Origin of the sequence: Amycolatopsis sp. NPDC051128 (assembly GCF_040682715.1) — a bacterium.
In the GTDB taxonomy this organism is placed as follows: domain Bacteria; phylum Actinomycetota; class Actinomycetes; order Mycobacteriales; family Pseudonocardiaceae; genus Amycolatopsis.
Window position 1 is genome coordinate 1 of sequence record NZ_JBFBBN010000010.1, and the last position, 21,006, is coordinate 21,006.

Below are 21,006 nucleotides of genomic sequence, written 5' to 3' on the forward strand. Positions count from 1 at the left end.
AGCGTTCGTCCTGAGCCAGGATCAAACTCTCCATCAATGAACAGTTTAATCGAGGCAAATTAATGCTCTCAAAGGAACCTCAAACGAGGTTCAAAATACATAAGCTCTACTGGCTTAGTTCACTAGCACACTGTTGAGTTCTCAAGCAACACACTCCGGATTGACCGCTTTATCAGCGGCTTCATCCTCGGCATTTGTTCCAAGCGATATTCACAAGCTTTTGGTCGAGCATGCCTAAGCCTACGGTGTTAGTCGTAGGGATTCGGCGGCCGCTCGTGGGCCGACGCTGAACATTACCCGGTCCGATCCGCGGTGTCAACCCGCTCGTCCCGGCCTGGTCTCCGGGGCTTGCGGCCCCGGTGTGACCCGGTGTTCCTGGCGACGAAGAGAAGATTACATGCCCCGGAACGGGCCCCGAACAGGGGGGTCACTTAACGGCATCGCCGCAGGTCAGAAGGTATACGGAGGGCTACGACGACAGAGCGGGGCCGGTACGAAGAACGGCGGCCGGCGCCGAGAGGACTCGGACACCGGCCGCCGCTTCGTTCAAAGCCGCTCGGTCAAAGCACCGGGAGCAGGGTGCGGAGCTCGTACGGGGTCACCGCGCTGCGGTAGTTGTCCCACTCCACGCGCTTGTTCCGGAGGAAGAAGTCGTAGACGTGCTCGCCGAGGGCTTCCGGCAGGAGCTCGGACTTCTCCATCTCCGACAGCGCCTCGCCCAGGTTCTGCGGCAGCTGTGAGTACCCGGCGGCGCGCCGCTCGGAGTCGCTCAGCTGCCAGATGTTGTCCTCGGCGGGTGGCGGCAGCTCGTAGGCCTTTTCGATCCCCTTGAGCCCGGCGGCGAGGATGACCGAGTACGCCAGGTACGGGTTGCACGCCGAGTCGAGGGTGCGGATCTCCACCCGTCGGGAGGACGCCTTGCCGGGTGAGTACATCGGCACCCGAACGAGTGCGGAGCGGTTCGCCCGGCCCCACGAGACCGTGGTCGGCGCCTCGCTCCCGCTGATCAGGCGCTTGTAGGAGTTCACCCATTGGTTGGTGACCGCCGAGATCTCCTTCGCGTGGTGGAGCACCCCGGCGACGAAGGCCTTGCCGGTCTCCGACAGCTCGTGCGGGTCCTCCGCGTCGTAGAACGCGTTGCGGTCGCCTTCGAACAGGCTGACGTGCGTGTGCATCCCCGACCCGGGCTGGTCGGTGAACGGCTTGGGCATGAACGTCGCGCGCACACCCTGGGTCAGCGCGACCTCCTTGACGACGTAGCGGAACGTCATCACGTTGTCGGCCATCGTCAGCGCGTCGGCGTAGCGGAGGTCGATCTCCTGCTGGCCTGGGGCGCCCTCGTGGTGACTGAACTCGACCGAGATGCCCATCGCCTCGAGCGTCTCGATGGCGTGCCGGCGGAAGTGCGTCGCCGTGGCGTGGCTGGCCTGGTCGAAGTAGCCGCCGTTGTCCGCCGGCTCCGGCTCGCTGCCGTCCTCGGGGACGCTCGAGAGCAGGAAGAACTCGATCTCAGGGTGGACGTAGCAGGTGAACCCCGCTTCCGCCGCCTTCGACAGCTGACGGCGCAGGACGTGCCGTGGGTCGGCCCACGACGGCGAGCCGTCCGGCATCGCGATGTCGCAGAACATCCGCGCCGAGTACGGCCCGCCCTCCGGCGTCTCCCACGGCAGCACCTGGAACGTCGACGGGTCGGGCTTGGCGACCATGTCGGATTCGTACACCCGCGCGAAGCCTTCGATGGCCGAGCCGTCGAAGCCGATCCCATCGTTGAAGGCGCCTTCGAGCTCCGCCGGCGCGACCGCGACGGACTTGAGGAACCCCAGCACATCGGTGAACCAGAGTCGGACGAAACGGATGTCGCGCTCCTCGAGCGTGCGAAGCACGAATTCCTGCTGGCGATCCATGGCCGCACCCTAACGACAGCGTGTTAACGGCGTGTTTCGCGACGCGCCGATGGTGACCCAGTCAATGCGGGCGGGTCACGTCGCGAGCACCGGAGCGGGCTTCTTCGCCCGGGTGATGGCCAGCGAAGCGACCGACGCGAGCACCGCCAGGACCGCCGCCGAGTACCAGGCGAGGTCGTAGTTCCCCAGCTGGTCGCGGACCAGGCCGGCCGCCGAAGCCGCGAAGGCGGCGCCGAGTTGGTGGCAGGCGAAGACCCAGCCGAACACGATCGGGCCGGCGTCGCCGAACGCGCGGACACAGAGCGCGACCGTCGGCGGGACCGTGGCCACCCAGTCTAGGCCGTAGAACAGGATGAACGCCCACATGCTCGGCTGCACCGAGCCGGTGAACAGCTGCGGCAGCAGTGCCAGCGAGAGCCCGCGCAGGGCGTAGTAGACGCCGAGCAGGATCCGCGGGTCGACGCGGTCGGTGAGCCAGCCCGAGAAGATCGTGCCGACGACGTCGAAGACGCCGACCAGTGCCAGCAGGCCCGCGGCGGTCGTCTGCGGCATGCCGTGGTCGTGCGCGGCCGGGACGAAGTGGGTGCCGACCAAGCCGTTGGTCGTCGCGCCGCAGATCGCGAAGCCGGCCGCCAGCAGCCAGAACGTCCGGGTCCGGGCCGCCTGGCCCAGCACCGAAAGCGCCCGGCGCGCCGAGCCGGTCTTCGACGCCGGGCGCGCGACCTCCACGTCGGCCGGCGCGCCGTAGGCCGTGGTGCCGACGTCGGCCGGGTGGTCGCGGATCACCAGCAGGACCACCGGGACGACGGCGAGCGCGGCGATCGCGATCACCAGCGACGCCGTGCGCCAGCCCGAACCCACCGCGAGGTTCGCGATGAGCGGCAGGAAGATCAGCTGGCCGGTGGCGCCCGCCGCGGTCAGGACGCCGGTGACGACACCACGGCTGCGGACGAACCACCGGGCCGCGACGGTCGCGGCAAAACTCATCGCCATCGAGCCGGTGCCCGCGCCGATCAGCACGCCCCAGCAGAGCACGAGCTGCCAGCTCGCGGTCATGAACACCGTGCCGGCCGCGCCGAGGGCGATGACGAACAGCGCCGTCGCCGAGACCCGGCGGATGCCGAAGCGCTCCATCAGCGCGGCCGCGAACGGCGCGAAGAGTCCGTAGAGCACGAGGTTCACCGAGACGGCGGAGCTGATCGTCGCCGTCGACCAGCCGAATTCCTCGTGCAGCGGGTCGATGAGGACGCCGGGGGCGGAGCGGAAGCCGGCGGAGGCGAGCAGCGCGACGAACGCGGCACCGGCGATCAACCAGGCGCGGTGCAACTTCGGGGCAGGGCGGGTCTCGACAGTCACCTCAGCAGTTTCATCGCGCGCGGCAGAACCCGAAAGTGGCCGGAAGGACATCCTCCGTAAGGATCGGGCCAACAGTAGGCTTTGGGGATGGCCCGCCTCGCCCTGCTGCTCGTGCTCCTGCTGACGGCCGGCTGCACCGGATCGCCCGACACGCGCGGGCCCTTCCCCGCGGGCGCCGAGCTGGTCCGCGACGCCGCGACGTCGTTCGCCTCGGTGCGGAGCGTCCACTTCGCGGCCGGGGTCAACGGGGTGCTCGAGGGCTTCCCGCTCCGGCAGATCGAGGGCGACGCGACCCTGGACGACGGCGGGACCGCGACCGGTACGGCCGACGTCCAGGACGGTGACGGGCACACGAAGTTCCCCTTCGACGTGCGCGACGGGCAGGGTTCGTTGCCCGAGGCGTACGCGGTCAGCGCGTTCCTCGGCCCGGCCGGCGGGCTGAAGCGGCTGCTCGACGGCTTCACGGACGCCAAGACCGAAGGCCGCGAGAACGTCGACGGCGCGGCCGCGCTGCGGGTCGGCGGCCGGGTTCCGGCCCCCGTCGCGCACGGCGTGCTCGCGCAGGTCGACGCCGATCTCAACGTCAAGGTGTGGGTCTCCGACGCCCTGCCCCGGCGGTTCGTCCGGCTGTGGGTGCAGATCCCGGCCCCGGACAACCATCTCAGCCCGGTGATGATCGAACTGTCGCTGACCAAGCAGGCGTAACTACTGCCCCGAGCACCGGGTTCCGTCCGGGGGCACCGTGCCGTCGACGAGGTAGTCCGTGCCCGCCTGGTCGACGCACTTCACGCCCTGCAGGAACACCGTGTGCTGGGTGCCCTCGAAGGTGAGCAGGGCGCCCTTCAGGCCCTTCGCGAGGTTGACCCCGGCCTGGTACGGCGTCGCCGGGTCGTTGGTCGTCGAGATGACCAGCGTCTTCGCCAGGCCTTCGACGTTCGGCACGTGCGGCTCCGAGGTGTTCGGCACGGGCCAGAACGCGCACGCGTCGCGGGCCGCGCTCGCCGGGCGGCCGTCGTCGAGGAACGGCGCCACCTTCACGTACTCCTCCTGCGCCTTGAGGATGACGTTCGGGTCGGTGACGCGCGGGTCGTCGACGCAGCGGATCGCCGTGAACGCGTCCTGGGTGGTGCCGTAGCGGCCGTCGGAGTCGCGCTCGTTGTAGATGTCGGCGAGCTTCTCCAGCGTCGCGCCGCGCTGCTGCTTCAGCTCGTTGAGGCCCGAGTTCAGGGCGTCCCAGAGGCTCTCCTGGTAGAGCGCCTGGATGACGCCGGTGGTCGCGTCCTCGTAGGAGAGCTTGCGGCCGTCGCCGACCGGCACCGGGAAGTCGATCAGCGGCCGGACCAGCCCCTGGAAGGCCTTGACCGCGGCGTTCGGGTCCGAGCCGAGCGCGCAGTCCTGCTGGGCCGCGCACCACTTCGCGAACTGCGTGAACGCCGTCCCGAAGCCCTGGCCCTGCGCGACCAGCGACTCGACCGCGTCCTGCTCCGGGTCGACCGCGCCGTCGAGCACCATCGCGCGGACGTTCTTCGGGAACGCCTCGGCGTAGGCCGACCCGATCCGGGTGCCGTAGGAGTAGCCCAGGTAGGTCAGCTTCTCGTCGCCGAGGACCGAGCGGAGGACGTCCAGGTCCTTCACGACGTCCCGGGTGCCGACGTTGGCCAGCATCCCGGTGCCGTCCTCGGTGCGCTGGGCGCACTTGGCGGCGAAGTCCTTTTCCTGCGACTCCTGCTTGAGCACGCCCGGCGGCGAGCCGTCGGTCTCGCTGTCGTCGGCGCGGTCGGCGTCGCGCTCGGCGTCGGTCAGGCAGTGGATGGCGGGCTGGCTGGCGGCGATCCCCCGCGGGTCGAACCCGACCAGGTCGAAACGCTTGCCGAGCCCGGTGCTCGTGGCCGGCTTGACCAGCCCGGCGGCCGCGACCATGCCCGACGCGCCCGGGCCACCTGGGTTGACGACCAGCGACCCGATCCGCGCGCCGTCGTCGGTCGCCTTGTGCCGGAGCAGGCCCAGCGTGATCGTGTCCCCGGCCGGCTTGGCGTAGTCCAGCGGCACGGTCAGCCGGGCGCACTGGACGTCTTTCGCCTGGAACGCCGACCTCGCGTCCTCCGATGTCGCGTAAGGTGCGCAGTCGGCCCAGGTCAGGCTTTGGCCGTAGAAGCGCTCCAACCCGGCGGGCACCGGCCCGGACGGCGGGTGCGACTCGGTCGTCGGCGCCGGTGGCGCGGTCTTGCCGGTGGACGTGCAGGCGGTCAGCGAGACCGCGAACAGCACGGATGTCGCGATCGCGGTGATCCGGCGGGCACGGGACCTGGCGCTGGGATGAGGGAACACGGTTGGATCGTCCCATCCGGCCGCGGAACTCGAACGCACCACCGTGGCGTTGGGTGGTGGAGGCCGGTCGAGCGAGAGAGAACGGGAGACCAGGGGTGGCAGCACTGATCAGCCGGGTGGGCAAGAAGCTCCGCCGGATCATCCAGCGGCCGGGCAGCGTCGAGCTGACCCGCTACGAAGCACTGCTGCCCGCGGTCGAGAAGCTCGAACCCGAGCTGGAGAAGCTCTCCGACGAGGAGCTGACCGAGCGGGCGAACAAGCTTCGCGAGACGCTGAAGGAAACCGCTTTCGGCGACAACCAGCTGGTCGAGGTGTGCGCGCTGGGCCGCGAGGCCGCCCGGCGGGCGCTCGGCGAGCGCGCGTTCGACGTGCAGGTGCTGGGCACGATGGGCCTGCTCACCAAGCACGTGGTGCAGATGGAGACCGGTGAGGGCAAGACGCTCGCCGGCGCGCTGGCCGCGGCCGGGTACGCCCTGCGCGGAAAGCGCGTGCACGTCGTCACCGTCAACGACTACCTGGCCCGGCGCGACGCGGAGTGGATGGGCCCGGTCTACGCCCTGCTCGGCGTGTCGGTCGGCTGGGTCGAGCCGGCGCACACGCGGGAGCAGCGCAAGGAGGCCTACGCCAAGGACGTCACCTACGGCGCCGTCGCCGAAATCGGCTTCGACGTGCTGCGCGACCGCCTGGTCACGCACGTGGACGACCTCGTCCAGCCCGCACCCGAGGTCGCGATCGTCGACGAGGCGGACTCGGTGCTCGTCGACGAGGCCCGCGTCCCGCTGGTGATGGCCGGCTCGATCGACCACACCGACGCCGACGAAGAGGTCGCGAAGGTCGTCCGGCGGCTGCGCCTGGGCCTGCACTACGAGACCGACAGCGAGGGCCGCAACGCCTGGCTGACCGACGCCGGCGCGTCCGTGGTCGCGAAGTCGCTCGGCCTGGAGGTCGACGACCTCTACGGCGAGACCGCGTCGGACCGGCTGCCCGCGGTGAACGTCGCGCTGCACGCGCACGCGCTGCTCACCCGCGACGTCGACTACCTGGTCCGCGACGGCAAGGTGCAGCTCATCAACGCCGCCCGCGGCCGCGTCGCCGAACTGCAGCGCTGGCCGGACGGCCTCCAGGCCGCCGTCGAGGCGAAGGAGCAGGTCAGCGCCACCGACCGCGGCGAGATCCTGGACTCGATCACCGTCCAGGCGCTGCTCGCGCGGTACCCCGAGGTGGCGGGCATGACCGGTACCGCGGTCGCCGTCGCCGAGCAGCTGCGGGAGTTCTACGAGCTCGAGGTCGCGGTCATCCCGCCCAACACCCCGAACATCCGCGAGGACCAGGAAGACCGGATCTTCGCGTCGCCGTCGCAGAAGCTGCGGGCGATCGAGGAGGAGATCCGCACGGTGCACGAGACCGGGCGGCCGATCCTCGTCGGCACCCAGGACGTCGCCGAGTCGGAGGAGCTGGCCGAGAAGCTCGCGAAGGTCGACCTCGAGTGCGTCGTGCTCAACGCGCGTAACGACGCCGAAGAGGCCGCGATCATCGCCGAGGCCGGCAAGAAGGGCGCGGTCACCGTGTCCACGCAGATGGCGGGCCGCGGTACGGACATCCGGCTGGGCGGCACCGACGGCGCGACCCGCGAAGAGGTCGTCGAGCTGGGCGGGCTGCACGTCATCGGCACCGCGCGGTACCCGTCGAGCCGGCTCGACGGGCAGCTGCGCGGCCGCTCCGGCCGGCAGGGCGACCCGGGCAGCGCGATCTTCTTCGCCAGCCTCAACGACGAGCTCGTGCTGTCGAACGCGCCGGACGTGCCCGAGGGCATCACCGACGACGAGGAGACCGGCGAGATCACCGACCCGGCGGCGCTGCGGCAGCTCAACCACGCCCAGCGCGTCGCGGAAGGCGTCGACCTCGAGATCCACCGGAACACCTGGCGGTACACGCGGCTGATCGAACGGCAGCGCGGTGACCTCCTGGCCCACCGCGACAAGGTGCTTCGCACCGCGTACGCGGCGGAGCAGCTGGAGAAGGCGCACCCGGAGAAGTTCGCCGAGCTGAAGGAGAAGCTCGACGACCAGGACAAGCTGGAGCAGATGTGCCGCGAGGTGCTGCTGTTCCACGTCGACCAGCTGTGGTCCGACCACCTGGCGTACCTGACCGACGTCCGCGAGAGCATCCACCTGCGCGCGCTGGCGCGGGAGACGCCGCTGGACGAGTTCCACCGCGCGGCGATCCCCGAGTTCCACAAGATCATCGGCGAGGCGAACACGCGGGCGGCGAAGACGCTCGAAGAGGCGGAGCTGACCGACGAGGGCATCGACCTCGGCGAGGCCGGCGTCCGGCGGGCGAACACGACGTGGACCTACCTGGTGCACGACAACCCGTTCGACTCCGACTTCGAGCAGACCATCAAGAAGGTCCGGAGCATGATCAAGCGCAAGTAGCGGGACCGGTCGTGAGTGGGAAACAGGGTCGGCACACTGTTTCCCGCTCACGACCCGCCGCGAACGGCCTGTGGCATTTCGCCCACATTCGCTCGGCCGGGCGGGTGGCCGTGAGCCAGAATGGCGGCATGCCGCAACTGCGCATCGCGCTCGCCCAGGTCAACCCCACCGTCGGTGACCTCGACGGCAACGCCGACCTGCACGTCGACTGGACCCGCCGGGCCGCCGAAGCCGGCGCCCACGTCGTGGTCTTCCCCGAGATGTCCCTGACCGGATACCCCGTCGAGGACCTCTCGCTGCGCCGCACCTTCGCCGCGGCCTCCCGGGAGGCCGTCGAGTCGCTGGCGCGCCGCCTCGACGGGGCCGGCTGCGGTGACGTGCTGACCTACATCGGCTACCTCGACCTCGACGAGGCCGGCCCGCGCGACGCCGCCGCGGCCCTCTACCGCGGCGAGGTCGTCGCGCGGCAGTTCAAGCACCACCTGCCCAACTACGGCGTGTTCGACGAGCACCGCTGGTTCAAGCCGGGCACCACGCTCGACGTCGTCCGGTTCCACGGCCTCGACATCGGCATGGTCATCTGCGAGGACATCTGGCAGGACGGCGGGCCGATCTCGGCGCTCGGCCGCGCCGGCGTCGACCTCGTCGTGGCGCCGAACGCGTCGCCGTACGAGCGGTCCAAGGACGAGCAGCGCCTGCCGCTCATCGCGCGGCGCGCCGCCGAGGCCGGCGCCCCGCTGGTCTACACCAACCAGGTCGGCGGCCAGGACGACCTCGTGTTCGACGGCGACTCGCTCGTCGTCGCCGCGGACGGCGCCGTGGTGGCGCGCGCGCCACAGTTCGTCGAGCACCTGCTCGTGCTCGACATGGACCTCGCCGCGGGCGGGCACGCCGGCGACGGCGAGCTCGAAGGCCTGCACGTCCGGCGTCGCGTGCTGAGCTCGGAGCCGCTGCCCGCCTACGAACCGACGGCCCGGCCGGTGATCAGCGAGCCGCTGTCCGACGAGGCCGAGGTGTGGTCGGCGCTGGTCGTCGGGCTGCGGGACTACGTCCACAAGAACGGGTTCTCGTCGGTCACCTTCGGGTTCTCCGGCGGTATCGACTCGGCGGTCTGCGCGGCGCTGGCCGCGGACGCGCTGGGCGGCGACAACGTCTACGGCGTCTCGATGCCCTCGCGGTACTCGTCGGGCCACTCGAAGGACGACGCGGCCGACCTCGCCCGCCGGATCGGCGCGCACTACCGGGTCGAACCGGTCGAGGACATGGTCCGCGTGTACGTCGAGCAGCTTTCCCTGACGGGCCTGGCCGAGGAGAACATCCAGGCACGGACGCGGGGCATGCTCCTCATGGCACTGTCCAATCTGGATGGTCATCTGGTGCTGGCCACGGGCAACAAGACCGAGCTGGCCGTGGGGTACTCGACGATCTACGGCGACGCGGTCGGCGCGTTCGCCCCGATCAAGGACGTGTTCAAGACGCACGTCTGGCAGCTGGCCCGGTGGCGCAACGCCACAGCAGCCCAACGCGGCGAAATCCCGCCGATCCCGGAGAACTCGATCTCGAAGCCGCCGTCGGCCGAGCTGCGGCCCGGCCAGATGGACTCCGACTCGCTGCCGGACTACGCGCTGCTCGACGACATCCTCGACGACTACGTCGAGGGCGACCGCGGCTACGCCGACCTGATCGAGGCCGGCTTCGACCCGGAGACCATCGACCGCGTGGTGCGGATGGTCGACAAGGCCGAGTACAAGCGGCGCCAGTACCCGCCGGGCACGAAGATCACGTTCAAAGCCTTCGGCCGCGACCGGCGGCTGCCGATCACCAACGCGTGGCGCGAGGGCAAGGCCTAGCCCGGCTGCTTCAGCTCAGGGCGACCTGGCGGCCTTCCGGCGTCCGGACGGCCGCCGTCAGACCGGCCCGATCGGCGCGGCGGACCAGCAGTTCGAGGCCGAGCGCGTCCGTCACCGCCAGCACCGAATCCGGGTCAGGGTGGTGGCCGGTGACCATCAGCAACGGCAGGGACGGCAGGCCGCGCGTCGTCGGGTGCGGGGTGCCGCCCCAGTCGATGAGGAACGGGTGCAGGGTCCCCGGAGGGCTCGGCGGGGTCAGGCGCCAGCGCAGCAGCTCGCCGTCGCCGGTTTCGCGGGACATCTCGATCGCGTCGCCCGGGTCGAAGCCGTGGGAACGGGCCGCGGCGATCGTCGCGTCGAGGTCGGTCGTGCGGACCGCCCAGGCCACCAGGGCCGGTTCGGTCAGATCGTCGATCCCGAACGGCCGGGGCCGTCCGGGCTCCGGTTGCGCCGGGTCCGGGCCGATCACCTCCAGGTACATCCCGGCGCCGAGGTCGGCGAGGTGGTTGGCGGTGCCTACGCCGACGTGACGGCCGCCGGGCGCGGGCGTGACCCCGGTGAGTTCGGTGACGCGGGCGACGGCCTCGGCGAGGTCCGGGCCGGCGTAGACGAGGTGATCGAGCACGGGGACATCATCCCGCGCCGACGGCGCTCGCCGCATCGACCAATCCGTGGCCGTAGAACGTCGTGCCGGCGTGGGTCTCCCGGCAGACGGCGTCCGGTGTTCCGTCGCCGTTCGGGTCGTAAGGGTTCGGGCACGGCAACGGCGTCGCCGTGTCGAAGAGGGCGCGCTTGATCCGCTCGGCGCCCCAGCTCGGGTGCCGGCTCGCGATCAGGGCGGCGACGCCGCTCGCGTGCGGCGCGGCCATCGACGTCCCGCTCGCCGACCGGTATTCGCCGTTCGGCCAGGTCGACCAGACGCGCGCGCCAGGCGCGGCGACGCTGATCCGGGAGGCGGAGTAGTTCGAGAAACTCGCCTTGAGCAGCTTCTCGTCGAGCGCGCCGGTGCCGACGACGCCGGGCAGCTCGTGCGGCAGCCGCGTGCAGGTCGGGTCGATGCGGCGCTCCACCGGGGTGCTGTCCGCCGGGCTGTCGCGGTCGACCGAACGGGTGTCGAGATCGATCCCGGCGTTGCCGGCGGAGGCGACCACCAGGACGTTCCGGCGCTGCGCGTACGCGACCGCCCGGCCGACGGCCAGCTTCGCCGCGGCCTGGTCCGGCTGGTCGTCGCAGTTGTAGCGCCACGGGATCGAGCGGTAGCTGTTGTTGGTCACGGCGAACCCGTGCTCGGCGGCCCAAACGAACCCGCAGACCATGCTTTCGGCCGTCTCGGTGTCGTCGAGTTCGGCCAGCTTCACGGCGGCGATCCTCGTTCCGGGCGCGACGCCGACGACGCCCTTGCCGTCGCGGGCCGCGGCGATCGTGCCCGCGACGTGCGTGCCGTGGCCGTCGAGCGTCGGCCGCCAGGCGCCGGGGCTCCGGTCCGCCCAGCCCGAGAGGCAGGAGACCGAGCTCTTGGGGTCGAAAGTGTTCTTCAGGTCGGGGTGAGTGTCGTCGACGCCGACGTCGAGCACGCCGACGACGGTGCGTTTGCTGCCTTCGGTGACCTGGTGCGCTTCCGGCAGGTGCAGCGCCGGGACGTCCCAAGCCGTCCCCTCCGGCGGGACCAGGCCGGAGTTCGGCGAGCCGGGGCCGGTGTAGCGGACGTCCTTGCGGGGCGCGAAGAACTCCTTCGGGATCTTCGCGGTGCGCGTCGCGCCGACGGCGTCGATCCCCGGTGTGCGACGGACCTTCGCGGCGAAGTCGTCCTTCGCGGTGTACGCGACGACGACGCCGATCTGCGGGTAGGACGCGACCACGGTGCCGCCGGCCTTCTCGACCGTCCGTTCGGCCCACCAGGTGTGCAGTGGGCCGGCGTGCGTGACGACGACGTGCGGCATGACCAGGGGATCCGCGGCCGCGGGGGTAGCGGCCAAGCCGAGCAGCAGTGCCGTCACCAGGATTGCTCGCCGCACATGTCCTCCTCGAATCGCCCAAACCGAACTTAGCGATCATTCGCGGCGGCGGTACCCCTCTTCCGTCGTGGGTTCGGTCGTAGGCTGGCGGGATGACAACGGGGTTCACGGTGTTCGACACGGCGATCGGGGCCTGCGGGCTCGCGTGGCGCGACGACGTCGTGATCGGCACATCGCTGCCCGAGGGCAGCGCTTCGCGGACCCGCGCGTGGCTGGTCCAGCGGTTCCCCGACGCCGTCGAGGGGACGCCGCCGGCGCCGGTGCGAGCCGCGGTCGACGGGATCGTGGCGCTGCTCGCCGGCGCGCGTCAGGATCTGGCCTCGGTGGAGCTGGAATTTTCCGGCGTACCGGAGTTCAACCGCCGCGCGTACGAGATCGCGCGGACGATCCCGCCCGGCAAGACGCTGACCTACGGCGACATCGCGCACCGCCTCGGCCGGCCGGGGTCCGCGCAGGCCGTCGGGCAGGCCATGGGGCACAACCCGTTCCCGATCATCGTGCCCTGCCACCGGGTCCTCGCGGCCGGCGGCAAGGACGGCGGGTTCTCGGCCCGCGGCGGGGTCGAGACGAAACGCCGGATGCTCGTGATCGAAGGCGCGCTGGCCGACGAGCCGACACTGTTCTGAGCCTCCCGGCCGTGCGCGGAGGGGTATCGCGCGTGACTGGAGAGGCATCTCGCGTACCCAGACGGTCGACTCGCGTACCTGGCGGGTCGGCTCGCGGCGGGGTGGCCGCGAGCCGGGCCTGGTCAGGCTGGTTGGGTGGTTGGCTTCCAGGGCTTGATCCACGGGGACTCCGGCCAGCCCTCGGCCGCCGCCATCAGGGGGATCGCCGTGCCGCCGTCGATGTGCTCGCGGATGATGTCCGCGTGGCCCGCGTGGCGGGCCGTCTCCTGGATCAGGTGCAGCAGCACCCAGCGGACCGACCACGCCTCGACGTCCTGCGGAAACCACGGCACGCCCTTCGGCACCGGGACCGCCTGGCCGAGATCGTCGATGCCCGCGATGACCTCGGCCGTGCGGGCCGCCACCTCGTCGTAGCGCTTCAGCACGCTCTCCAGGGTCTCGTCCGGACCCAGGCGGTGCGCCGCCTCGTACTCCGCGACCGCCTCGCCGAACGGCTTCCGCGGCACCTGCAGCACCGTGTCCAGCCAGCCGTCCTCGGTGCTCGCCACGTGCTTGATCAGTCCGCCCACCGAGAGGGAGCTCTTCGTCGAGGTGAGTCTCGCCTGTTCGTCCGTCAGGCCGTGGGCGGCCAGCTTGAGCACGTACCGCTGCTGCTCCAGGAAGCTCAGCAGCCCGTCACGCTCGTCCGCCACCGGGCGCACGTTTCCCGCCATGTCGTTCCTTCCTCCGGGAATACCTGCCGCGATCGTGCCACCCACCACCGACATTCCGGCGGGAATTCCGCTATCGAGGAGCCTGCCGCGCCGCGGGCTTGCTGACCCGTGACCAGGTCGACCGAGTCGTCACGCCTGCGGACGGACGAACGGGAACAGGACGGTCTGGCGGATCGACGCGCCGGTGAGCATCATCAGCAGCCGGTCGACGCCCAGCCCGAGGCCGCCGGTGGGCGGCATGCCGTGTTCCAGGGCGAGCAGGAAGTCCTCGTCCAGCTCCATCGCTTCGACGTCGCCGCTGGCCGCGCGCAGCGACTGCGCCTCCAGCCGCCGTCGCTGCTCGATCGGGTCGGTCAGCTCGGTGTAGGCGGTGCCGACCTCGGAGCCGAACGCGATGAGGTCCCAGCGTTCGGCGAGCCGGGGGTCCTCGCGGTGCTGGCGGGTCAGCGGTGAGACGTCGGTCGGGTAGTCCGTGTAGAAGGTCGGCAGCACGGTCGCGCCCTCGACGAGGTGCTCGAACGCCTTGAGGACGAGGTCGCCGTGGCTCGGGTCCTCCCCCACCGGCACGCCCGCCGCGACGCACAGCCGCCGCAGCTCGGCCACCGGCGTGCCCGAGTCGATCCGCTCGCCCAGCGCCGCCGAAACGGCCTCGTGCACCGGGATCACCGGCCAGTCGCCGGAGATGTCGTGCTCGACGAGCTTGCCGTCGGCGTCGGGCCTTCGCACGATCTGCGCGCCGTACGCCGCTTCGGCCGCGTGCTGGACGAGCTCGCGCGTCAGCGTCCTCATCGTGTCGTAGTCCGCGTACGCCTGGTACGCCTCGAGCATCGTGAACTCGGGGTTGTGGGTCGCGTCGACGCCTTCGTTGCGGAAGTTGCGGTTGAGCTCGAAGACGCGCTCGACCCCGGCGACGCACAGCCGCTTCAGGTACAGCTCGGGCGCGATCCGCAGGTACATCCGCATGTCGTAGGCGTTGATGTGCGTGACGAACGGGCGGGCGTTGGCGCCGCCGTGCACCGTCTGCAGCATCGGCGTCTCGACCTCGAGGTAGTCGGCGTGGTGCAGCCGCTCGCGCACCGCGCGGACCACTTTGGACCGCAGCCGCAGCATGTTCGTCGACTCCGGGTTGACCGCGAGGTCGAGGTAACGCTGCCGCACCCGCGTCTCCGGGTCGGTGAGGCCCTTCCGCTTGTCCGGCAGAGGGTGCAGGCACTTCGCGGTGACCGTCCACTCGTCGACGAGCACCGAGAGCTCGCCCCGCTTCGACGTCACGACCTGGCCGCTGACGCCGACGTGGTCGCCGAGGTCGACGCCGGTCCGCCAGCCGGTGAGCTCCAGCTCGCCCGCCTCGAGCATCAGCTGGATCTCACCGCTGAAGTCCTTGACCCGCGCGAAGCACAGGCCGCCGAGGACGCGCATCGCCAGCACGCGCCCGGCGATCCGGACCCGGTGCCCGGTGACGGTGTCCGGGGCCAGGTCGCCGAACTTCTTCACGACATCGCCGATGTGGTCGTCGCGGCGGAACCCGACCGGGTACGGGTCGATGCCGGCTTCGCGCAGCTTGGCGAGCTTCGCGATGCGGACGCGGACCTGCTCGGGCCGCCGGGCCGCCGTGACCACGGGCACCGCCGTGGTTTCTTCGATCTCCTGGACGCGCGCGACGAAGCCGTCGCTGACCGTCTCCAGCCGCAGCGACCGCGACCGGCCGGTCGGGACGAACCCTTCGAGCGCGCCGGCGACGATGCCGACGCGCGGCAGCCGCCGCGCCGACTTGTAGCAGAGGAACCGCGGCTCCCAGTCCGGCCCGTACTTGGCGTTGGACCGGTACAGCGACTCCAGCTGGAAGAACCGCGACGCGACGCTCAGCACGCCGCGCCAGGCCCGCAGCACCGGGCCCGCGCCGATCCGCTCGCCCTCGGAGAACACCGCGCGGAACATCGCGAAGTTGAGCGAGATCCGCTGCGCGCCGAGGTGCTGCGCGGCCGCGACGACCTCGGCGATCATGTACTCGTTGAGGCCGTTCTCGGCGTCGCGGTCGCGGCGCATGAGGTCCAGCGAAAGCCCGCGCCGTCCCCACGGGACGAACGAGAGGAGCCCGCGCAGCTCGCCGTGGACGTCGTAAGCCTCCACCATCACGCTGCGGCCGTCGCTCAGGTCGCCGAGCCGGCCCAGCGCCATCGAGAACCCGCGTTCGGTCTCGGCGCCGCGCCAGGCCTGCGCCCTGGCCAGGAGCTCGGTCATCTCGTCGTCGGGGATCTCGCCGTGCCGGCGGACCCGTGAGGTGTAGCCGGCCCGCTCGATGCGCTTGACGGCCTGGCGCACCGAACGCCGCTCCGGGCCCGCGAGGCTGAACTCGCGGACGTCGAGCACCGCCTCGTCCCCGATTTCCAGGGCCCGCAGCCCGGCGCCGGCGTACACCTTCGCGCCGCGCTCGCTCGCCCCGAGCACGCCCGGCGTCCAGCCGTAGGTGCGCGTCTCGTCGAGCCACGCGCTGACCGCGTCCGGCCACGCCTCGGGGTCCCCGATCGGGTCGGCGCTGGCGACGCTGGTGCCGCCGAGCACCCGGTAGGTCACCGCCGCGCGGCCGTTCGGGGAGAAGACGACGCTCTTGTCGCGCCGGGTGGCGAAGTAGCCGAGAGAGTCGTCCTCGCCGTGCTCGGCGAGCAGCTCACGCACGCGAAGCTCTTCGCCGTCCGTACGCAGGCGGCGGCTGCGTACGCCGCGGAAGAGCGTGTACAGCGCCGCGGTGGCGATCGCGGTGGCGCTGAGGTCGATGAGCACGTCCAGCCAGCCGGGCCCCTCGCCGACCCCGATCCGGCGCAGCTGCAGGTTCTCACCGGTGGCGTGGTTCACCACCCAGGCGAAGCGCTCCCACGTGTCGCCGAGGTGCCCGGGGAACGCCTCCGCCAGCCCCCAGCCGACCAGGATGACCGCGGCCAGCCCGACGAACAGCATGGTCAGGCCGTCGCGCCAGGCGCTCGGCGCGAGCCGGGCCGGGAACGCCGGGCGCAGCGCCAGCAGGAGCACGATCAGCCCGATCGACAGCAGATCGGCCACGGTGAGCGCCCACAGCTGGACCGGGATGTGCCGGACCTGCCTCGACCCGAGCGACAGCAGCTCGGGCGACCACAGCAGCGTCGCCTGCAGGGCCACGGTGAGCAGCAGCCCGCCGACCTGGAACAGCACCAGCGTGTAGAGCGCCGCCGTCTTGCGCCGGCGCAGGGCCCCGCCGAGCACCACCAGGAGCAGCACCATGATCAGGCTCGCGCTGGTCGGCACGCTCAGGCCGGAGAAGGCCATGTCGATGCCGTTGAGGAGGCGTCCGTGCGGGCCGTCGGTGATCAGCAGGAGCACCGAGAACACCGCGCCCAGCTGGACCACGGTCGCGACGATGCCGGCCGCCTTCGCCTTCCAGGCGGGAACGCGGGGACGCGTGCTCGCGAGGGTTCCCATCGTTGGTTTCGTCGCCTTTCGCGGCCGATCTGGGGTCATGCCTCTTCCTGACGTCAGTTAACACAGGTTGGTTGTCCCCCGGCATCAACCTGAAGGCTGACCGCGGCTCGTCCTTGGGGGTGTGAAGCTGGTCGCACCAGGTTGGGGCCGGTCCGGGGGCGTGTCACGCTTTGGGACGCCCCTGTTCCACGACCCGGGGACCTCACCGAGGCCTCGAGGGAAGGACGGTCGACGACGATGTCTGCCACCGCGAACGGGCCCGCCGAAGAAGCGGCCCCCTACGGCACCGGATCCGCCGCGAAGCCGGCTACGGGCCGGAAGGTCCGCGTACACCACCTGCGGGAGCTGAAGGAACGCGGTGAGCCGTGGCCCATGCTCACCGCGTACGACATGTACACCGCCGCGCTGTTCGACGAGGCCGGGATCCCGGTGCTGCTCGTCGGCGACTCCGCGGCCAACAACGTCTTCGGCTACGACACCTCGCTGCCGGTGACCGTCGACGAACTGCTGCCGCTCGTCCGGGCCGTCACCCGGTCGGTCAAGCGGGCGCTGGTCGTCGCGGACCTCCCCTTCGGCTCCTACCAGCTCTCGCCGCAGCAGGGGCTGGAGACGTCGGTGCGGTTCATGAAGGAGGGCCGGGCGCACGCCGTGAAACTCGAGGGCGGCCGCCGGTTCGCCGCGCACGTCGAGGCGCTGACGTCGGCAGGCGTCCCCGTGATGGGGCACATCGGGTTCACCCCGCAGAGCGAACACAATCTCGGCGGCTACCGGGTGCAGGGACGCGGCGAAGCGGCGGAAGCGCTGCTCGCCGACGCGCTTGCGCTGCAGGAGGCCGGGGCGTTCGCGGTGGTGATGGAGATGGTGCCCGCCGAAGCCGCGAAGCGCGTCACGGCGGAGCTGAAGATCCCGACGGTCGGCATCGGCGCCGGCCCGGACTGCGACGCGCAGGTGCTCGTCTGGCAGGACATGGCCGGACTGCGGCGCGGCAAGGCACCCCGGTTCGTCAAGCGCTACGCCGACGTCGCGACGGTCCTGCAGAACGCGGCGACGGCGTTCGCGGAGGACGTCCGGCGGGGCGAGTTCCCGGCGGCGGAGCACGCTTTCCACGACTGAGCGGCTCACCGGCGCTTGAACCGTTCCGCGAGCGCCGGGTCGTTCTCCCACCACAGCGCCGACGCTGCGGCGCCCGAAGCGGCTTCGTCGTCCAGCTGGGCGTCGATCTGCTTCGCGCGCCGCTCGTCGTCGCGGGCCCAGCGGACGAAGAGCGCCACCACGAACGGCAGTCCCGCGACGTCGCCGCCGATCCACAGCACGCCCGCGCCGATGATCTGGTCGGTCCGCGGGTCCGGGCCCCGGCCCGGGTGCGCGGCCGCGTAGTGCGCCGGGGCGAGCAGCGGGCCGAGCCACAGCACCAGGCCCAGCGCGCCGTCGAAGATGACCTCGGTGAACGCGATCCACACCGACACCAGGTGCGGGTCCGCCCGTGGCGTCGGGTCGAGCCCGAGGCGCGTCCAGAAGTACGTGAAGCCCGCCAGCACGAGCGCGAGCCGGACGAGGCCGTCGACCACCGGGGACCGCAGCGAGAGGTCGTAGAGCGGCGTCAGGTACAGCACCAGCACCGGCGCGACCAGGGCGAGCGTGACGACCGGCGGGAACGACAGTGCCCGCGCCACCGGGCCGCGGCCGTGCTTCCGCGCCCACCGGGCGGGGACGGTGTCGAGCAGTAGCCGGAGGGGCGCGCCCAGTGCGAGCAGCAGCGGGGTGATCATCAGCAACGTCGTCGTCTGGACCGCGCGCACCCAGAAGAACGTCGTGTCGTAGACGGCCAGCGCCGAGCAGGTGACCACCAGGATGGTCGCGAGCCCGGCGAGGAACGCCGTCGTGCGGCCCGGCGGCCATTCGCGGCCGCGCGCCGCGCGGACGTAGAGCACGCCCAGGACGAGCACGGCGAGCACCGCCGGGGCATCGAAAGTCAGCGGCACGTCAGACCGCGAAGAAGATCAGGCTGCCGATTCCGGCGACCACACAGTAAACGGCGAAAGGGGTCAGCGTGCGCGTTTCGAAGTAACCCGTGAGGAACCGGACGGAAATGTACGAAGCGATGCCCGCGACAACGCTGCCGACGAGTGCCGGGCCGAGCGAAGCCTGGTTCTCCGGGGCGAACAGCGTCGGCATCTTGAGCACGCCCGCCGCGAGGATGACCGGCGTGGCGAGCAGGAACGCGAACCGCGCGGCGTCCTCGTGCCCGAGCCCGCGGCGCAGCCCGGCGACCATCGTGATGCCCGAGCGGCTGATGCCCGGCAGCAGCGCGAGGATCTGCGCCGCGCCGATCAGCACGGCCTCGCCGATGCGCAGCTTCGCCAGCCGGACGTCGGTCGCCTCCTCGACGGTGACCGCCCGCATGACCAGGGTTTCCTCCGCGGAGAAGTCCACAGTGTCCGCTTCCCCGGCGGGACGGCGGCGCGAGAACTTCTCGGCGGCGTAGAGCACTCCGCCGTTGAGCGCGAGGAAGATCGCCGACGGCACGGGCTTGCCGAGGTAGTCGCGCAGCAGTCCTTCGAGGAGCAGGCCGGCCAGCCCGACCGGGATGGTGGCCAGCACGAGCAGCCACGCGAGCCGCTGCTCCGGGGTGCGGATCTCCCGGCGCCGGATCGACGTCCACAGCCCGCCGACGATCCGCACCCAGTCCTTCCGGAAGAACACCACGAGCGCCACCGCGGTGGCCACGTGCATGGCCACGAGCACCGCGAGGTACGGCGAATCCTTTCCGATGCTCAGGTCCCGCTGCCATTCACCGCCGAGCCAGGCAGGCAACAGGATGCTGTGGCCGAGACTGGACACCGGAAACAATTCCGACACCCCTTGCAAGGCACCGACGACAATTGCCTCGACATAGGTCACCGCGGACATTTCGTACCCCTTTTTCGCCGCCCGAACCCGGAAACTACCGGCCCGCGGGTGAGCGCCCCGCAAGGGGGATACGCGAGCCCGATATCCACCTTCAGTGTTCACGTATATGAACATCAGTCATGTTCTTGACTGACGTTCGACTTGTGGCTTAGCGTTTAGCCCGTCGCCGCCACGACGAAGCTTCGATCCCTCGACGAGGAGGACGGAAATGCGTGAGCGGACTGCCGGCCGTCATCGCCACCCCGGCGGCAGCGCGCCCCTGCGACCCACCGAAGGCGGCTGACCCCCCGGACCGGGAGCCCGCTCAGCCCGGCGGCGGGGGCGGGCTCCCACCTTTCTTGGCCGTCGTTCCGGTATCCGGCGGCGGGTTGCCGGGACGACGGCCGAGACCCTGCGGCACAGTGTCGGCATGGACGAGCTCTACCCGCCCATCGCCGCTCGGGCCGAAGCGTTCCTGGACGTCGGCGACGGGCACCGGATCCGGTGCCAGGAGGCGGGCAACCCCGCCGGGAAGCCGGTCGTGGTGCTGCACGGCGGCCCCGGCAGCGGGATCGCGCCGATGGCGCGGCGGCACTTCGACCCCGAGGCGTACCGGATCGTCCTGTTCGACCAGCGCGGGTCAGGCCGGTCGACACCGGGCGTCGAAGACCTCTCGGCCAACACCCTGTGGCACCTGGTCGCCGACATGGAGGCCCTGCGCGAGCGGCTCGGCATCGAGCGCTGGCAGCTCTTCGGCGGCTCGTGGGGCGCGACCCTCGCCCTCGCCTACGCGGAGACGCACCCTTCCCGCGTCAGCGAAATCATCCTGCGCGGGGTGTTCACCGTGCGGCGGAGCGAACTCGACTGGATCTACCGCGGCGGCGCCGCCCACCTGTTCCCGCGGGAGTGGGAAGCCTTCCTCGCCCCGATCGCCCCGGACCGCCGAGACGACCCCCTGGCCGCGTACGCCTCCTTGCTCGACGACCCGGACGAAGAGGTGCGGCACCGGGCCGCGGTCGCGTGGAGCACCTGGGAAGGCGCGACGGTTTCGGTGCGGCCGCAGGACACCTTCGTCCGCCAGTACGCCGAACCGGCGTTCGCGCTGACGTTCGCGCGGCTCGCCGTCCACTACTTCGGCCACGGCGCCTGGCTCGACGACGGACAGCTGATCCGCGACGCGGGCAAGCTCGCCGGCATCCCCGGCGTGATCGTGCAGGGCCGCTACGACACGGTGTGCCCGCCGATCACGGCGTACGAGCTGCACCAGGCCTGGCCCGGGTCGGAGCTGAAGCTGCTCGAAGGCGCCGGCCACGCGGTGACCGACCCGGGCGTCCTCGCCGCCTTGCGCGCGGCGACGGACTCCTTCCGGCCCTGACCCCGGCCGCCCGAGGCCGTGTCTCCCGACAGTGCTCGCGCAGCCCGGAAAGCCGGAGCGCG

15 protein-coding genes are annotated in these 21,006 nt (G+C 71.2%); 6 read left to right on the forward strand and 9 right to left on the reverse strand.

What is annotated here, in order from left to right; all coding sequences use genetic code 11:
- Positions 1-560 precede the first annotated feature (560 nt).
- Together glnA and AB0M82_RS13405 are read right to left on the reverse strand one after the other, a co-directional pair.
- A complete protein-coding gene (gene glnA / locus AB0M82_RS13400; protein ID WP_364721015.1) occupies positions 561-1,904 on the reverse strand; it encodes a type I glutamate--ammonia ligase in 1,344 nt (447 codons plus the stop codon).
- A 75-nt stretch (positions 1,905-1,979) separates the two neighbouring features.
- Complete coding sequence (locus AB0M82_RS13405) at positions 1,980-3,260, reverse strand: MFS transporter (RefSeq protein ID WP_364721017.1); 1,281 nt, start codon at positions 3,258-3,260, stop codon at positions 1,980-1,982.
- Between the two features lie 87 nt (positions 3,261-3,347).
- Here AB0M82_RS13405 and AB0M82_RS13410 point away from each other — a divergent pair, with 87 nt between their 5' ends.
- Entirely contained in the window at positions 3,348-3,965 is a 618-nt protein-coding gene (locus tag AB0M82_RS13410; RefSeq protein WP_364721020.1) for an LppX_LprAFG lipoprotein, read from the forward strand.
- On the opposite strand, the gene AB0M82_RS13415 is transcribed toward AB0M82_RS13410, so the two are convergent.
- Positions 3,966-5,528: an alpha/beta hydrolase gene (locus AB0M82_RS13415; protein WP_364721439.1), complete on the reverse strand. Its 1,563-nt coding sequence runs from the start codon at positions 5,526-5,528 to the stop codon at positions 3,966-3,968. It lies immediately after the preceding gene.
- 155 nt (positions 5,529-5,683) lie between these two features.
- Between AB0M82_RS13415 and secA2 the strand changes: the two genes are divergently transcribed.
- Together secA2 and AB0M82_RS13425 are read left to right on the forward strand one after the other, a co-directional pair.
- Positions 5,684-8,023 (forward strand): accessory Sec system translocase SecA2, encoded by a 2,340-nt coding sequence (secA2, locus tag AB0M82_RS13420; protein ID WP_364721022.1) that lies wholly within the window; start codon positions 5,684-5,686, stop codon positions 8,021-8,023.
- 128 nt (positions 8,024-8,151) lie between these two features.
- Entirely contained in the window at positions 8,152-9,873 is a 1,722-nt protein-coding gene (locus AB0M82_RS13425) for an NAD+ synthase (protein ID WP_364721024.1), read from the forward strand.
- 10 nt (positions 9,874-9,883) lie between these two features.
- Here the strand turns inward: AB0M82_RS13425 and AB0M82_RS13430 are convergent, their stop codons facing one another.
- Both AB0M82_RS13430 and AB0M82_RS13435 read right to left on the reverse strand, forming a co-directional pair.
- Positions 9,884-10,498: a VOC family protein gene (locus tag AB0M82_RS13430; RefSeq protein WP_364721026.1), complete on the reverse strand. Its 615-nt coding sequence runs from the start codon at positions 10,496-10,498 to the stop codon at positions 9,884-9,886.
- Positions 10,499-10,505: 7 nt separating this feature from the next.
- A complete protein-coding gene (locus AB0M82_RS13435) occupies positions 10,506-11,888 on the reverse strand; it encodes a S8 family serine peptidase (protein ID WP_364721028.1) in 1,383 nt (460 codons plus the stop codon).
- A 92-nt stretch (positions 11,889-11,980) separates the two neighbouring features.
- Here AB0M82_RS13435 and AB0M82_RS13440 point away from each other — a divergent pair, with 92 nt between their 5' ends.
- Complete coding sequence (locus AB0M82_RS13440; RefSeq protein ID WP_364721031.1) at positions 11,981-12,514, forward strand: methylated-DNA--[protein]-cysteine S-methyltransferase; 534 nt, start codon at positions 11,981-11,983, stop codon at positions 12,512-12,514.
- A 122-nt stretch (positions 12,515-12,636) separates the two neighbouring features.
- On the opposite strand, the gene AB0M82_RS13445 is transcribed toward AB0M82_RS13440, so the two are convergent.
- Positions 12,637-13,227, reverse strand: coding sequence for a DinB family protein (locus AB0M82_RS13445; protein WP_364721034.1), 591 nt, complete (start codon positions 13,225-13,227; stop codon positions 12,637-12,639).
- Positions 13,228-13,356: 129 nt separating this feature from the next.
- Entirely contained in the window at positions 13,357-16,680 is a 3,324-nt protein-coding gene (lysX, locus tag AB0M82_RS13450) for a bifunctional lysylphosphatidylglycerol synthetase/lysine--tRNA ligase LysX (protein ID WP_364721037.1), read from the reverse strand.
- A 237-nt stretch (positions 16,681-16,917) separates the two neighbouring features.
- Between lysX and panB the strand changes: the two genes are divergently transcribed.
- A complete protein-coding gene (gene panB / locus AB0M82_RS13455; protein ID WP_364721039.1) occupies positions 16,918-17,793 on the forward strand; it encodes a 3-methyl-2-oxobutanoate hydroxymethyltransferase in 876 nt (291 codons plus the stop codon).
- Between the two features lie 5 nt (positions 17,794-17,798).
- Here the strand turns inward: panB and AB0M82_RS13460 are convergent, their stop codons facing one another.
- Together AB0M82_RS13460 and AB0M82_RS13465 are read right to left on the reverse strand one after the other, a co-directional pair.
- On the reverse strand, positions 17,799-18,662 hold the full coding sequence (locus AB0M82_RS13460; protein ID WP_364721041.1) for a cytochrome c oxidase assembly protein: 864 nt from the start codon (positions 18,660-18,662) through the stop codon (positions 17,799-17,801).
- A gap of 1 nt (position 18,663) precedes the next feature.
- Positions 18,664-19,590, reverse strand: a complete 927-nt coding sequence (locus AB0M82_RS13465) for an undecaprenyl-diphosphate phosphatase (RefSeq protein ID WP_364721044.1) — start codon at positions 19,588-19,590, stop codon at positions 18,664-18,666.
- A gap of 409 nt (positions 19,591-19,999) precedes the next feature.
- Here AB0M82_RS13465 and pip point away from each other — a divergent pair, with 409 nt between their 5' ends.
- Positions 20,000-20,944: a prolyl aminopeptidase gene (gene pip, locus AB0M82_RS13470; protein WP_364721047.1), complete on the forward strand. Its 945-nt coding sequence runs from the start codon at positions 20,000-20,002 to the stop codon at positions 20,942-20,944.
- Positions 20,945-21,006 lie beyond the last annotated feature (62 nt).

What these genes read in the sequence shown, in the direction of transcription:
- glnA (WP_364721015.1), bottom strand. Translation starts at nt 1,904, where the DNA reads ATGGATCGCCAGCAGGAATTCGTGCTTCGCACGCTCGAGGAGCGCGAC.
- AB0M82_RS13410 (WP_364721020.1), top strand. Translation starts at nt 3,348, where the DNA reads ATGGCCCGCCTCGCCCTGCTGCTCGTGCTCCTGCTGACGGCCGGCTGC.
- AB0M82_RS13425 (WP_364721024.1), top strand. Translation starts at nt 8,152, where the DNA reads ATGCCGCAACTGCGCATCGCGCTCGCCCAGGTCAACCCCACCGTCGGT.
- AB0M82_RS13440 (WP_364721031.1), top strand. Translation starts at nt 11,981, where the DNA reads ATGACAACGGGGTTCACGGTGTTCGACACGGCGATCGGGGCCTGCGGG.
- AB0M82_RS13445 (WP_364721034.1), bottom strand. Translation starts at nt 13,227, where the DNA reads ATGGCGGGAAACGTGCGCCCGGTGGCGGACGAGCGTGACGGGCTGCTG.
- lysX (WP_364721037.1), bottom strand. Translation starts at nt 16,680, where the DNA reads ATGGGAACCCTCGCGAGCACGCGTCCCCGCGTTCCCGCCTGGAAGGCG.
- panB (WP_364721039.1), top strand. Translation starts at nt 16,918, where the DNA reads ATGTCTGCCACCGCGAACGGGCCCGCCGAAGAAGCGGCCCCCTACGGC.
- AB0M82_RS13465 (WP_364721044.1), bottom strand. Translation starts at nt 19,590, where the DNA reads ATGTCCGCGGTGACCTATGTCGAGGCAATTGTCGTCGGTGCCTTGCAA.
- pip (WP_364721047.1), top strand. Translation starts at nt 20,000, where the DNA reads ATGGACGAGCTCTACCCGCCCATCGCCGCTCGGGCCGAAGCGTTCCTG.